Here is a 13,932-nt window from a genome sequence, read left to right on the forward strand (position 1 = left end):
ATGTCATCGAAGCTGTTCATGCTACCAGCCATTTGCTCGGCCAGTTTTTTAATGTCAGATTGAGTAGTCATTGCTTATTCTCCTGTTAATGGATTATAAGCAGTTACACAGTTTTTAGGAAACTCCCATAGAACTTTGCCATTTTCTATATAGAACTATCGAACGACCTTACTTCATAAACTAGCAACCATAAGCCGCAGCAATCAAGTTACGGTAAATATGGAGCTAGACACATGAAACAGAAAAATCACATCCCAACTAAGCCACAAGAAAAGCCACCTCAATATCAGCCTAAATGGCAACTCTCTCTACTTAAAATAGTACTCAGTATCCTATTAGCCTACCTGCTGTCACCGCCTGATATCAGCTTTCATATTTATCACATTAATATTATATTTTAGCGCCAACAAACTGAGCACTGCCCTAGCGGATACTCGTGTCCTATAGACTTTTATAGAGCGAGCCGTTAGGGTAAATGCTACACCTTCACACTGGTTTATCCTATGTCCGAGCCTGTCAATCAGCCCACATCTAACTGCCTCATAGTTAACTCACCTTGGGAACGTTACCGCCGACCCTATGTGCGCGATTTGGCTTATGTGTTGGCATGTCCCAATGTTTTGACACAATGGCTAGACTTTGCGCCGCATCAGAGTACACATACGGTTGCCGTGCATAGCGCACAATTTTGGCAGACACAGTTTGAGACGTATGAGCAACGATTAGTAGAGCTAGATACCACTGCCGCCTATCAAGAGCTGACTCGCTATTTACTCAAACGCCCTAGCCCCAATCGACTGGGTTTTCATTTTGAGGGCTTACTGTCATTTTGGTTAGAGGATGGATTTGCGCGCAAGCTGCATCCGTATGAGACACTGGCTAGCAACGTGCAGCTCTATAATGGCAAGCAGACGACTGGTGAGCTTGATTTGATTTTGTATAACCATGCAGAACAGCTGGTTGAACATTGGGAGCTAGCGATTAAGTTTTTTATGGGGTCAGCACCTTTTGAACCTGTGAACTGGGTTGGCATTAACTCCAATGATAACCTACAGCGCAAAATGACGCACATGCAAACCAAGCAGTTTCGAGCGGTGTGGGTAGATACAGAAAACCACGGACAGGTAAAAATCGATAAGCGTTATGGCGTGATCAAAGGGCGATTCTTTTTACCGATTAATACAACTGATTGCGGTGATTATGATTGGCCATATTGGCTAACGCCGAATTTCCCGATACATGAATGGTGCGATAAAAGAGACATGGCAAGTCTTGCAACGATTGACACTACAGCTTTGCGAGCCGCGCATTATATTGAGTGGTTCACCAAGCGCGACTTTTATGATGAGCGAAATGCTTATGATAGTCGCCAGCAGCCGATAGTTTGGTCAGATAGCGAGCTACCTAAAACAGGTTTATATTTTGAAGGCAATCGACCAATCGTTATTTACCCAAGCCAATCAGACCAGCTCGATGAATAAATTTAGCTAACCTAAAGTTTTAAAATGATGCTGCTTAGATAATATTCTGGCCTTAACAATCGGACAGCTTTCACAGAATGCTTAATAACTCTCAATCACTTGCATCAACTCATATCTAAGCATATCGGCACTCGGCATACGCTCAGCATGGAAGCGCACCATCGCAATACCTGCACTGGCAAGCGCCTTATCTTTTTTATCATCCGCTTTTTGGCGGGCTTTGCTACTATGCGTCCAGTCATCAAGCTCGATAGCCACCAAGGTAGTCTGAGCATCGACATCCACAATCACATAGTCAACGCTCTGGCGGCAAATACGATTGAACCAAAAGCTACGCTCTGATGTCTCACTACTATTAGCCTCAATGATCCGTGACAGCTGTACTTGGACAAATATATGATACTCCGGCAGCGCATTTTTTAACTTATTAAAAAATATCACTTCCGTATCAGTCATAATCGGCATCGGCGCAAATGGCCAAATAGCCAACTCATCACCGCGCACAGGTTTTGGATCAGGCTCAACGACAGGGCGCTTCGTCAGTAGTGTTGGTAGCAGCTTCGGTAACGTAATCAGCCCTAAAAACCCAACGGCCAATACTAAAAATATAACACCAAACGACATGGTTCTACCTTATACAATATGAGAGTGGTGGGCTAATTGTCATTAGTAATAGCAATTAATAATGCACCGACCACGACAAGGCAACCTATATAGGCTGACAGGTTATACAACAACGGATTATAAAAATGGCGCTCATCTTAACTAAGGCGGCGCCAATCAGCAATCTATAAAACAAAAAACACGACAGTATTTGTCGTGTTTTCATATAAAGTAGATAAAAGCCGAATCCAGACCGTTAGAAATGCTCTAGCTTAACGCCAGTAAAGCACCCAAGCGCTGGTCGTATTTACTTTAGGGTCACTATTGATTTTATCTTTTAGTGCCAATGCTGCGACTTTACCACGTTCAGGCCCAACCACAACACGGACACCGCGACTGGTCGCACTGGTCTTGACTTGATAACCTGCTGCTCGGAACTTTTTCGCTAACTCATCGGCTTTGGCTTGGTCATTTGCTAGAGCCACTTGTACCCCAAAGCTACCTTTAGCGTCTGTTTCTTTGACTTCTTTACGCGCTTCACTCAGTTTTTGCTGCGCTTCACGTTTTGCATCGGCAGATTTCTTCGCCAGCGCTTCTTCTTGTTGGCGCTTCTTCTCACGCGCTTGTTCAGCGGCAGCCGCTTCACGTTCTAGACGTTGTACCTGTTTGCTCGATGGGATGGTGATGCTCTGACCCATTTGTAGCGCTGCTGATGGTGATAGGTTGTTGGCTTGAGCCAATACTTCTACAGGCATATTGTATTGTCTTGCCAGTTTAATGAGTCCGTCACCTTTCTTAATCTGATATTCAGAAGGCGATTTTGGTGGCTCGTTTTTTGCCGCTTCAGCTGCTTCTCTTTTTCTCTCAGCCGCTGCTTGGGCTTCCCCCTGCTTTTTTGCTTCGGCTAGTTTCTCTGCCTCCGCTTGTTTTTTGCTCTCGGCAAGTTTTTTGGCGGCTGCTTGCTCTTTTATAGCAGCTTGCCTTTGGGCTTCTTGTTGCTCTTGAACCGCTTTTTGCTTCTCGGCTTCGCTAGACTTTGTAGTATCAGTAGCAGACTGACTCTCAGTACGAGGCTGAACGGTCAGATCTGTAGTAACATCTTTTGTAGACTCTGTACTGCTGGTGTCATCAATAGCTGGCGCACTATTATCAACATATTGCTGGCTCTCAGCACGTGCCTTTGCCAACGCTTCTGCTTCAGCAACTTCCTGCTCTGTCAGAAACTCTTTTGCACGTTTTTCTTGCTCTGCAACGCGGGCTGCACGTTCTTTTTGCTTTTGCGCAAGGATACGTTTTTCTGTTTCGATATCAGTTGTGAGCGGCTGCGGAGATTCTTGCTCCGAGCTTAGTTTGTCGACCATCGCTGACATCGGCTCCGGTTGATCGCTATCGCCAATCTGTTGCACCATGGCGTATAGCATCACGCTACCGCCGATAATCATCCCAATGCCCAATAAGGCTTGTCTCGAAAAGTTCATCCGTTTACGTCTCTTAGTTGGTAATAAGGTTGATTGAGCGGCGCAGCGACTATTTCAAAGCAGTATATCAAATCGCTTCAATCATGATCTCTTACCGCCAGTTACTGTCAGTTAATGCCATCAGGGTTCAAAATTTGTGCCGACCGTCTTCTACTAGTCTGGCAAATCATTTTGATTATAAAGCATATTTTTCATGCTGTCTGCTATCAGGCTACGACTAAGATTAACACTAAACATGCCTTACTTTAACTCATATGATCAGTGCTGTAGCGCAGCCAATGCCTCACCAATGGTGTGAAACGAACCGCATACGACGATTAAGTCTTGTGGTTGGCTCGCCTCTATCACTGCATGGGTCGCTGTATGCAGACCATCAAACTCATATATATTGGTGCTATCGACATATTTAACCAAAACAGCTTGCAGCTGCTCAGTAGTCGCGGCACGAGGATAATCAATCTCAGCGATAAACCAGTCACTAATCGGTAAGCCTGCTTGAGTTAAGCGCTGCACAACCTTATCAATGTCTTTATCACCAAGCATAGAAAATAGCATTTTAATCTTTGGCAGGGTGACAGTCGCTGAGCTATTTTGATTATTTTGCTTGGCTACATGCTGCTGCCAAAACGGTAATAGCTGTGCTAGTAAGAACTCAACGCCTTGCTCATTATGCGCCACATCAAATAACCAATGGCGGCTATGGTTCTCACGATAATCAAAACGTCCAGCCAGTTTGACAGTTCGTAACGCTTGCTCAATGGCCTTGATGTCAATATCTAATGGACTTGCTAATACTGCTGATAGTGCATTGGCCGTGTTAGTTAACGATAACGCAGGACGTGGTAACTGCAAGGTAACCGCCGCATTACTGTATTGCCAAGTCGTTGCATCAATATCGCGGTAGCTAAAATCTTGTCCAATCTGATAACAAGTTGCCTGCTGGGTATCGATGGATTGTTGCACGCTAGCTGGCATCTCAGTAGCACCATAAATCAGAGGAATGCCGTTGCGCAAGATACCTGCTTTTTCGCGACCAATATCCTCGACATTATCACCCAACCAGTCAATGTGATCGATACCGATATTGGTAATGACCGCCATGTCAGGGTCAATAATATTGACCACATCTAGGCGTCCACCCAATCCTACTTCTAATACCCATACGTCACAATCTGCCTCAGCGAATATCAATAGCGCTGCTAGTGTGGTCATCTCAAAGAACGACAACGTCAACTCGCACTGTAAGCGTGCTGCCTCTACTTTGCTAAAAGCCTTAATCAGCGTCTGATCGCTGATCATCTCGCCATTGATACGCACACGCTCGTTAAAGGCACTAAGATGTGGCGACTGATATAGTGCCGTCTTATAACCTGCGGCTTTACACATTTCGGCAATGACAGCGGTTGTAGAACCTTTGCCATTGGTACCTGCCACAGTAAATACGTAAGCGTCATCTTTAGCTGACTGCACCACGCCTAACGCTTCTGCAACAGGCAATACACGTGACAATCCCATATCGATCGCCGATACATGAATCTGCTGCATATAATCGAGCCACTCAGTTAGGTTAGCACTTTCATTAGGACTATGGGCATTAGAGCTGCGAAGGTCAGAGGCTAAAAGGTCAGACATGGATAAAACCTATATAAAATTTAATAAGAGATAAAAATATATGTGCTAGCTAAAACCAAAAATAGCACTTACCGTGCAATGACGATAAATGCTATTAGGGGTCTTGCATATGCAGTAGATGTTAGCACGCAGCTAAGTCATTATGCACTCAATAAATGATTCATTATACTGAGTCATTTACCTTATCGAGCATCTCATTTTACTGAGCATCTACATTTGGTACGCGGCATAGTTTTGCAAGCAGACGATAAATCGTATCGATTAGCTGATGACGATGTACCACTTCATCCACTACGCCATGCTCTAATAGGAACTCAGCGCGCTGGAATGGCTCTTCTAGCGTCTCGCGTACAGTCTGCTCGATCACGCGCTTACCCGCAAATCCTATCATCGCTTTTGGTTCTGCTAGATGGATATCACCCAGCATCGCCAGTGATGCAGTTACACCGCCGTACACTGGATTGGTCAATACCACGATGTATGGAATCCCAGCGATTCTTAGACGTTCAATCGCTGCTGCCGTGCGTGCCATTTGCATCAACGATAGCAGACCTTCTTGCATACGTGCACCGCCAGAAGCGGCAAAGCAAACCAAAGGTACTTTTTGCTCTAGCGCCTTTTCAGCTGCTTGGACGAAACGATCGCCAACGACCGAACCCATTGACCCACCCATAAAACGGAAGTCAAAAGCACAGGCTACGATATCAAGGTTACGCAGTTTGCCATACATAGCAACCAACGCCTCAGTCTCACCTGTTTTTTCTTGTGCTTCACTCATACGCGCAGGATATGGCTTACTATCCACAAAGCTCAATGGATCTTTTGCCGTAAATTCTTGTCCTGTCTCACCATCTACTTGATCAAGTAACCAGTTCAAGCGCTCACGAGCACTCATCGGTAAATGATGATCACAATGCGGGCACACATAACAGTTAAAAATCAGCGCTGTGTTGGTAATCATCGAATGACAATTACTACACTTAGTTGACGGTTCAGTCTCTACCGCAGACAGTGGCGCAGTCAAATGCTGTTTGATACCTGGGATAGGACGGTTAAACCATGACTGCCTATCCGTATTGCTGTTTGGCGCGGCTTTAGCAGTATTGTTATCGGGTTTTGTTATTGTATCAGTCATATTATTTGCCATCATAAAAGGCTTATTGACAAGTTTGCTCATTCGCTTGTCATTGAGAGTTTAATGGTTGTCTAAACAAAACGTCTAATACAGTCATAACATGAGCAGTCATGCGACATATTGATAAATAAATCTCGTATGTCGGTAATTTGATTATGCGCTTGTTGATAGATAATGTATTTGCCAATCAAAGTGACGAATAAATCACTGCTATCAGACACCATATAATAGTGATGTTAGTTTACACTCGTAAACTAATTTTAGCAAAGTCATTTAGTATTGTCTTCACGTAAAGCATTTGAGTAAGTCTCAGGTAAACAATAACTGCAATTTGACTTTGCCGTTTCAAATAACTATTTCTTCAAATAACTATCTCTTCAAGTAACAACAATATGAAAGCAATAGCTATTAGGCGCTTAAGCTGTCTAACGCTTCACGTAGCTCATCCATTTTTGCCATGATGTTCTGCTGTGCATTTGCAACCGCGGCGGCATCGTTGGCATCAATATCGGCAAAATTCTGTACCAAAGCACTACCGACGATCACACCATCCGCATGAGTACCGATCGCTTTTGCAGAAGCACCATCACGGATACCAAAGCCGACGCATACTGGCAGGTCTGTTTCTGCTTTGATTGCTTGAACTTGAGTTGCTACATCGTCAGTATCTAGCGTGGCTGAACCAGTCACACCTTTTAGTGATACATAATAAATATAGCCGCCACAATGAGTCAATACTTGCTCACGGCGCTCGGGCAGCGTCGTTGGCGACAGTAAGAAAATCTCATTCATCGAATGATCGGTCAAATGCTGCGTAAAGCTACCCGCTTCTGCTGGTGGCAGATCTACCATCAACAAACCATCAACGCCTGACTGCTCACATAGCGCCACAAAGTTATCATAGCCGATGATTTCAACAGGATTTAGATAACCCATCAGAATAATTGGCGTTTGCGTATCTGTTTGACGAAACTCTGCGACCATTTTTAGCGCATCACGAGTACTGGTACCTGCTGCTAATGCACGCTCGCCAGCCAAGGCCACAGTTGGACCATCGGCCATTGGGTCAGAGAATGGTAAGCCGACTTCGATCATATCAGCGCCGTGTTTGACAAGATCATGTAGCAAGCCAACAAAGTTACTCGGATTGGGATCGCCTGCCATGACATAAGGAATCAGGGCTTTTTTATTTTGTGATTTTAAAGTTTCAAAAGTGCTTTCAATTCGGGTCATAATGTTCTCTTATAATTTTGTTAAATAAATTGTTAGCTTATATAAGTGTATTCTTACTAGCCAATATCCATTAAATTATCATGGTTGTCTTGCGACAAATATTTAATACCATCAGTTCTTTGCTTGTGAAAAGTATTCATAATATTTAGAATTTCACGCAAATCAATATAATACCGGCCATTCAAAACATTGTAATGCTCATATAACGTAAATTTTTTGTGAGCTAACAAGCCTTCAAGTCTTTTATCTTTATTTTTCATAGCTGCAACGTGCTGTTTTTTATATATTATCGAAAAACCAATACCAGAATGACTACTTTGATTTAGATAAAACTTTTCAACATCATCAAAGCTTACTATCTGATCATGATGTAGCTTATCAATGAATATAAAGAAGCTAGATAGAAAGCTAATGCTATCTTCTTTAATAACCATGATTGGCACATGCTTCCAAGTCCATTTTCTAGCAATCCATGGATTTGGCACAACAAAACCTTTTTGGGTACGATGCAACCAATATATCATCAGAAATAAAAACAACATGGGTATAGCTAAAAGAGACCAAAGCCCAAGAATATTTCTTAAAATTTCATCAATTGTCGTAACCGTATAACCTGTCGAAAGCTCCCAAACAGCCATAAAGACATACATCACTGACCATACAATGACAACTATAAAGAAACCATAACTCTGCCAAAAACTGACGCTTTCAGTAGGTACACCCACACTTATTGTGACTGGCGCTGTTAGCACTGCTTGGTCTGGATACTTGCCCAACTGGCTAGGCTTACTCGGTATTAAGCGGTTCAAATTCATGGAGGTATACTATCGATAATAAAAAAATAGCTAGGGCGTGTCTTCAATTCAATCGATAGTCATCTAAATGGGTTAAAAATGGCTAAATCTTGCCAAATGGCGTCAAATAGCTGACTAATATCTCGATATTATCTGCGCTATTTTCCTTGTTTGACTGCGATTTATCTCATTTTTATCACCATTTTTAAAATGAGGACACGCCCTAGCAATATTGATAACTACTCTACTCTATAGAGTGAAGTAATTATCAATTAGCGTATTGAGATTTATGATACCTAATCAAGTTAATACGCTGCTAAACTTTCTTATACAACCATCTAAACTACTCTACTCTTACTACATCTCAATCCCTTCTGCCTTCATTACTGAATGCAGATCCTTGTCACCGCGTCCTGACATATTAACGATAATCGTCTGATCTGGTGTCATGGTTTTAGCCAGTTTCAATGCATAGGCGACCGCATGAGCAGTTTCAAGCGCAGGGATAATACCTTCTTTGCGCGTTGCCTCATGGAAGCCTTCTAACGCCTCTTTGTCAGTACAACCAACATACTCAACACGCTTCATGTCTTTTAGGAAGCTATGCTCCGGACCGACACCAGGATAATCAAGACCCGCTGAGATAGAATGCGTCTCTTGAATCTGGCCATCATCATCTGCCATTAGGTAAGTACGGTTACCATGTAGCACGCCGATACGACCAGCAGCCAATGGTGCTGAATGACGACCTGACTCGATACCATCACCCGTTGCCTCGACGCCATACATTTTAACTTCAGTATCGTTCAAGAAGTCAAAGAACAAACCAATCGCGTTTGAGCCACCGCCAACACACGCAACCAATGCATCTGGCATTTTTCCTGTTTTTTCTAGATGCTGAATGCGCGCTTCTTTCCCAATAATCGCTTGGAAATCACGAACCAATAGCGGATAAGGATGCGGGCCTGCCACAGTACCGATAATATAATAGGTGCTATCTACATTGGTCACCCAGTCACGCATGGCTTCATTCATTGCGTCTTTGAGCGTGCGTGAGCCAGAAGTGACGGGCACAACTCTCGCGCCAAGCAAGCGCATACGATAGACGTTCATTTTTTGACGCTCGACATCGTCCGCACCCATATAGACGATACATTCTAGCCCTAAGCGTGCCGCAATGGTTGCCGTCGCGACGCCATGCTGTCCTGCGCCCGTCTCAGCGATGATACGTTTTTTACCACACATTTTGGCAAGCAATGCCTGACCAATGGTGTTGTTTACTTTATGCGCACCTGTATGGTTTAGGTCTTCACGCTTAAAGTAAATTTGCGCACCGCCAATCTCATCGCTCAAACGCTTAGCATGATACAGTGGCGTTGGACGACCGACATAATTGACCAAATCGTTATGATACTCTTCCCAAAATGCTGGATCTGCTTTTACTTTGGTATAAAGCGTTTCTAGCTCTTCTAGAGCAGCCATTAGCGTCTCAGAGACAAAACGCCCCCCATGTACACCAAAATGACCGCGCGCATCAGGATACTGGTTAAAGTCCTGTACGTTTTCAGGATTGGTAAAAGTGTTTACAGACTGTGCGGTAGCAGATAAATCTTTGTTTTCGACATGACTCATGATAATTCCTACTGTAATAAGTGGTATTTTTTGGATAACTTTAGATAAATAGAGAAAAAATAATAAAAGGGATAATAATCTAATAAGATTTAAGCAGAAAAATCGGAATAACGATCAACTAAGCAGATTGTTTATCGCAAATAGCTAGATACAAACCCACTTAGATGGCGCCAGTGACCGTAGCGTTTTGCCATCGATCGCGTTTGACCGCTTTCATAAAGGCACGCATTTTGGCAGCGTCTTTTTTACCTTTATCAACCTCAATACCACCGCTCACATCGACGCCATAAATAGGTAAATCTAATGTCGCGGCAACATTGTCGGCATCGAGCCCACCAGCCAAAACGATCGGCAGTGCACTGTCATGTGGAATGAGACTCCAGTCAAAACGTGCGCCTGTACCGCCATACTTATGCTGATGATAAGCATCCAGTAAAATACTACTGGCACCTGCTTTAGCAAATTGATTAATCTGAGCGCGGACGCTATCGAGGGTGTCTTGCTCTGTATTGATACGCAATGCTTTGATCCAACGTTTATTGACCATACCTGCCAGCTGTTGGCACTGCTCAGGCGTTTCATCACCGTGGAACTGGATAATATCAAAAGAAACGTTGTTTGCTAATTTGATTAGCTCATCTTTAGGCATATTGACCACTAACGCCACCACGCTGACAAAAGCAGGCACAGCAGCGCTCAGGGTTTGCGCTTGCTCTATCGTAACTGCACGTGGACTTGGTGGATAAAACACCAAACCCACTGCATCTGCACCTAACTGTGCCGCAGTCTTTATATCACTAAGCTGAGTAAACCCGCAAAACTTAACGTGCATTTTGTGACCTTGCGTTTCATGGTACTGAATATGACACCGATTATAGCGGCATCAGATAGGTTCAAGCTAAAGATAAATCGTTAGATGTGATGAGGTTTTGTTAACCAAACGGCAAAGCCATTGCATCCAAAAACTTATCCTAGCATACTTTTATCCTTAGTTTTGTTTATGATTGCGATTGATTAATATAGGGATACTTTGATGTCTAAGACTGCACAGACAGCCGCTACTGATACTGATACTGATACTGATACTGATACTGATACTGACGACAATGCTACTAGCAAAAATCCACCGCATTACTTGATGTGGTTTCGTCGTGACCTACGTATCCATGACAATACTGCTTTAGCAGCGCTTTGCGAACGTGCCAATGAAGACAACGCCTCAGTGTCTGCCGTATTCTTTTTGACACCTGAGCAGTGGCAAGCACACGATACCTCCCTTGTACAAGTTGATCACATTGCTCGCACGCTACCTATTCTAGCGAAGGAATTACAATCGCAATTGAATATCACTTTAACAGTACAGCTCTGCTCAAGCTTTGCTGACTGTATAGATGCGCTCACGACCTTATGCAATGACAATGAAATCAGCTGCATCATGGCCAATCACGAGTACGAAGGCAATGAGATTGATCGTGATGAGCAGTTAAGCAAACAACTTGCAAAAGACGGTATCGAGTTCGTCCGCTGGCATGACCAATGCATTTTGCCACCAAAAACTATCACTACCAATGATGGCGATAGTATGTATAAGGTTTTTACGCCGTTTTATAAAAAATGGCGACATACATTGGACGTCAGCACCATTCAAATGCATGAAGCACCCGCAGTGGATAGCGATTATAAAATCAAACTACCATCATCGCAAACGTTTGCCAATACAATCGACAAGATCAAATCACTAAGTGAGAAGATGCTCAGTGACTACCAGCAGACATTAGAAAAGAACGAGTCATTGCAGCATATCGATATGATAGCTCAGCTTGACCGCGCAAGAGACGCCTATCCTGCAGGTGAATCTGCCGCTTGCCAGCGTCTAGAGGCATTCGTCGATGATGATATCAATAATTATGATGTGAGCCGTGATGTCCCCCATCTGCATGCAACCAGTCAGCTATCGGCTTATCTCACTATAGGCTCTATCAGCCCTAGGCTATGCTATCTACAGGCAAATGCAGCACAAGAGAAACTACATGGCAATGATGGCGACAATGAAGACATCAATCGCTGGATAAGCGAGCTTGCCTGGCGAGATTTTTATCGTCACGTGCTGGTCGAAAAGCCAAACCTTATTCGTCATAAAGCCTACAAAGAAGAGACGGATACTAAGATTAACTGGTCATATGATACCGATGATTTTGAGGCATGGTGCACAGGTATGACAGGCGTGCCGCTCGTAGATGCTGCGATGCGTTGTTTAAATGCGACGGGGTTTATGCACAATCGCTTGCGTATGGTGACTGCGATGTTTTTGACCAAAGACTTATTGATTGATTGGCGCTTGGGTGAGCGCTACTTTATGCAGCAACTGATAGATGGGGATTTTGCGTCCAATAACGGCGGTTGGCAATGGAGCGCGTCGACAGGTACGGACTCAGCGCCCTACTTCCGTATTATGAACCCCTTTAGCCAAGCCAATACGCACGATTCTAAAGCTCTGTTTATTAAAACTTGGCTACCAGAGTTAAAAGATATTCCTAACAGTATCTTACATAACGAAGATAAGATGCGTAAAGAATTGGCAAAAGGTGGTAAGTTTGCCGATGTCGACTACCCTGCGCCGATGGTCGAGCATAAATCGGCGCGCAAGCTGACTATTGCTGAGTTTAAAAAAGAAGCTTAATTTTAGAAAACAACTAGCAGACTAGCCATTGGTAGTGACTGGCAACTGACATGCACCTGCACCCTGAGTGGTAACCGTCACTACCGCTCCCGTGAGTGCAAATAGCTGCTGCAATTGGGTTTGCGCATTTTTCAGTGCCATATTCATAACACCACCTCGGCAAGCACGCTCAAGCACTTCTTTTTTTGCCATGGTCTGTGCTTGCGCTAATATTTTAGGGTCGACTTGCATCATGCCAAAAGCCCCTGTCTGCCAGTCGTAAATCTCAATATCATCCAGATATACTGAAAATATCTCTGTAGGCGGCAAAGTAATATTGATTTGCGGCATAGTGGCAGCTGGTGAGTTGGCATTAGCTACTTGCTCTTCGTCTGCATTAGCTTGAGCAGGTTGCACCACCTGTACCATCTCAGGCGTCAACGCACTCAGATCAATGCCTGCCTCTACGCGACCATGAGCGATAAACAATGCTTTTTGCTCATCCTGCCATAGTTTCATCCAGCTCCCGGGTCGCTCGCTCGTAATCACTGTATCGACACTGAATGCGACGGTATGTAAGCGGTTTAACTGCTGAATTTGCGTAACCACGCCTTCGCGAGTAATAGTTTCTATCGGCGCTTCTTCTGGTTTGTTTTGCGCACTATAAATAGCAAAAACAATCGCTGCTAGACCGATGAGTAATATCACCCACGACATTGTCGCAATAGGATGTTTCTCAGGCTTTTGAGTGGCATTAGCGTTATTCATATCAGGATTATCCATAGAAGCTACCTTTATAATGTTGCATCGTTTGGTAAGGCTAAGAGCGTTGTAAAAACGGAACAGATGCTTAGTCTATAAATGCGACTATTGTGCAGTAACTTCAAGTAATGGCTACCATTCCTCTACATAACTTTATGCATAAACCTCTACGCAATCATGTTAATAAACTGTCTCTCAAGTAATCAGTGCTTTCGCTATAAAATCATACGAATAGCTCAATTATTTACCCCTTATTGAAGCCTTTGCATCACGTTCGGTCTGAAAAGACAAAAAGTCATTGCGTCTTAGGCGAACTTTACCTAACATAGTCAGATTGTATGAATAAAATGTCAGTCTCAAAGCATTTATCAGGGTTTTGATCTGAATAGATTGCATTTTTGGCCTATTGATACATCAAATCAAATTTGCCTCTCTTTTATGAGAGTGGTTTTTACTGATGTGCTTTGTATATAAGCAGATTGGTAACTAGGAAATACCCTAGATTATTGCTAAGTGATAAAGG

The 13,932-nt window shown here is 43.5% G+C and carries 12 protein-coding genes and 1 pseudogene; 3 read left to right on the top strand and 10 right to left on the bottom strand.

Annotation, left to right across the window (positions count from 1 at the left end; all coding sequences use genetic code 11):
• Positions 1-71 (bottom strand): annotated as a pseudogene (locus tag JMX63_RS14720) (transposase); the annotation flags it as partial.
• A gap of 162 nt (positions 72-233) precedes the next feature.
• Between JMX63_RS14720 and JMX63_RS08515 the strand changes: the two are divergent.
• Both JMX63_RS08515 and JMX63_RS08520 read left to right on the top strand, forming a co-directional pair.
• A complete protein-coding gene (locus JMX63_RS08515; RefSeq protein ID WP_166739251.1) occupies positions 234-401 on the top strand; it encodes a hypothetical protein in 168 nt (55 codons plus the stop codon).
• A gap of 102 nt (positions 402-503) precedes the next feature.
• Positions 504-1,481 (top strand): DUF1853 family protein, encoded by a 978-nt coding sequence (locus JMX63_RS08520; RefSeq protein WP_201572042.1) that lies wholly within the window; start codon positions 504-506, stop codon positions 1,479-1,481.
• A gap of 81 nt (positions 1,482-1,562) precedes the next feature.
• On the opposite strand, the gene JMX63_RS08525 is transcribed toward JMX63_RS08520, so the two are convergent.
• From JMX63_RS08525 to JMX63_RS08560, 8 genes are all read right to left on the bottom strand, one after another.
• On the bottom strand, positions 1,563-2,105 hold the full coding sequence (locus JMX63_RS08525) for a DUF2726 domain-containing protein (protein WP_134292773.1): 543 nt from the start codon (positions 2,103-2,105) through the stop codon (positions 1,563-1,565).
• Positions 2,106-2,356: 251 nt separating this feature from the next.
• Entirely contained in the window at positions 2,357-3,562 is a 1,206-nt protein-coding gene (locus JMX63_RS08530) for an SPOR and LysM peptidoglycan-binding domain-containing protein (protein WP_134292772.1), read from the bottom strand.
• Positions 3,563-3,820: 258 nt separating this feature from the next.
• On the bottom strand, positions 3,821-5,194 hold the full coding sequence (folC, locus tag JMX63_RS08535) for a bifunctional tetrahydrofolate synthase/dihydrofolate synthase (RefSeq protein ID WP_102093524.1): 1,374 nt from the start codon (positions 5,192-5,194) through the stop codon (positions 3,821-3,823).
• 199 nt (positions 5,195-5,393) lie between these two features.
• Positions 5,394-6,341, bottom strand: a complete 948-nt coding sequence (gene accD / locus JMX63_RS08540; protein ID WP_201556172.1) for an acetyl-CoA carboxylase, carboxyltransferase subunit beta — start codon at positions 6,339-6,341, stop codon at positions 5,394-5,396.
• A 396-nt stretch (positions 6,342-6,737) separates the two neighbouring features.
• The gene (gene trpA, locus JMX63_RS08545) at positions 6,738-7,562 is read right to left on the bottom strand and encodes a tryptophan synthase subunit alpha (protein ID WP_134292771.1); all 825 of its coding nucleotides are present in this window, start codon (positions 7,560-7,562) and stop codon (positions 6,738-6,740) included.
• A gap of 56 nt (positions 7,563-7,618) precedes the next feature.
• The gene (locus JMX63_RS08550) at positions 7,619-8,377 is read right to left on the bottom strand and encodes a hypothetical protein (RefSeq protein ID WP_201572043.1); all 759 of its coding nucleotides are present in this window, start codon (positions 8,375-8,377) and stop codon (positions 7,619-7,621) included.
• 336 nt (positions 8,378-8,713) lie between these two features.
• Complete coding sequence (gene trpB, locus JMX63_RS08555) at positions 8,714-9,988, bottom strand: tryptophan synthase subunit beta (protein ID WP_102093518.1); 1,275 nt, start codon at positions 9,986-9,988, stop codon at positions 8,714-8,716.
• A gap of 160 nt (positions 9,989-10,148) precedes the next feature.
• Positions 10,149-10,850 carry a phosphoribosylanthranilate isomerase gene (locus JMX63_RS08560; RefSeq protein WP_264757035.1) on the bottom strand — a complete coding sequence of 234 codons (702 nt, stop codon included), beginning with the start codon at positions 10,848-10,850 and terminating at the stop codon, positions 10,149-10,151.
• Positions 10,851-11,021: 171 nt separating this feature from the next.
• On the opposite strand from JMX63_RS08560, the gene JMX63_RS08565 reads away from it, so the two are divergent.
• Positions 11,022-12,668, top strand: coding sequence for a cryptochrome/photolyase family protein (locus JMX63_RS08565; protein WP_201572044.1), 1,647 nt, complete (start codon positions 11,022-11,024; stop codon positions 12,666-12,668).
• 21 nt (positions 12,669-12,689) lie between these two features.
• On the opposite strand, the gene JMX63_RS08570 is transcribed toward JMX63_RS08565, so the two are convergent.
• Positions 12,690-13,430 (bottom strand): DUF4230 domain-containing protein, encoded by a 741-nt coding sequence (locus tag JMX63_RS08570; RefSeq protein WP_134292768.1) that lies wholly within the window; start codon positions 13,428-13,430, stop codon positions 12,690-12,692.
• Positions 13,431-13,932: the final 502 nt, after the last annotated feature.

This window comes from Psychrobacter nivimaris (assembly GCF_904846365.1).
GTDB lineage: Bacteria > Pseudomonadota > Gammaproteobacteria > Pseudomonadales > Moraxellaceae > Psychrobacter > Psychrobacter nivimaris_B.

Bases quoted from the DNA above. Each gene is read 5' to 3' on its own strand.
- trpA (WP_134292771.1), bottom strand. From the start codon at position 7,562: ATGACCCGAATTGAAAGCACTTTTGAAACTTTAAAATCACAAAATAAA.
- folC (WP_102093524.1), bottom strand. From the start codon at position 5,194: ATGTCTGACCTTTTAGCCTCTGACCTTCGCAGCTCTAATGCCCATAGT.
- JMX63_RS08530 (WP_134292772.1), bottom strand. From the start codon at position 3,562: ATGAACTTTTCGAGACAAGCCTTATTGGGCATTGGGATGATTATCGGC.
- trpB (WP_102093518.1), bottom strand. From the start codon at position 9,988: ATGAGTCATGTCGAAAACAAAGATTTATCTGCTACCGCACAGTCTGTA.
- JMX63_RS08565 (WP_201572044.1), top strand. From the start codon at position 11,022: ATGTCTAAGACTGCACAGACAGCCGCTACTGATACTGATACTGATACT.
- JMX63_RS08570 (WP_134292768.1), bottom strand. From the start codon at position 13,430: ATGGATAATCCTGATATGAATAACGCTAATGCCACTCAAAAGCCTGAG.
- JMX63_RS08515 (WP_166739251.1), top strand. From the start codon at position 234: ATGAAACAGAAAAATCACATCCCAACTAAGCCACAAGAAAAGCCACCT.
- JMX63_RS08520 (WP_201572042.1), top strand. From the start codon at position 504: ATGTCCGAGCCTGTCAATCAGCCCACATCTAACTGCCTCATAGTTAAC.
- accD (WP_201556172.1), bottom strand. From the start codon at position 6,341: ATGGCAAATAATATGACTGATACAATAACAAAACCCGATAACAATACT.
- JMX63_RS08525 (WP_134292773.1), bottom strand. From the start codon at position 2,105: ATGTCGTTTGGTGTTATATTTTTAGTATTGGCCGTTGGGTTTTTAGGG.
- JMX63_RS08550 (WP_201572043.1), bottom strand. From the start codon at position 8,377: ATGAATTTGAACCGCTTAATACCGAGTAAGCCTAGCCAGTTGGGCAAG.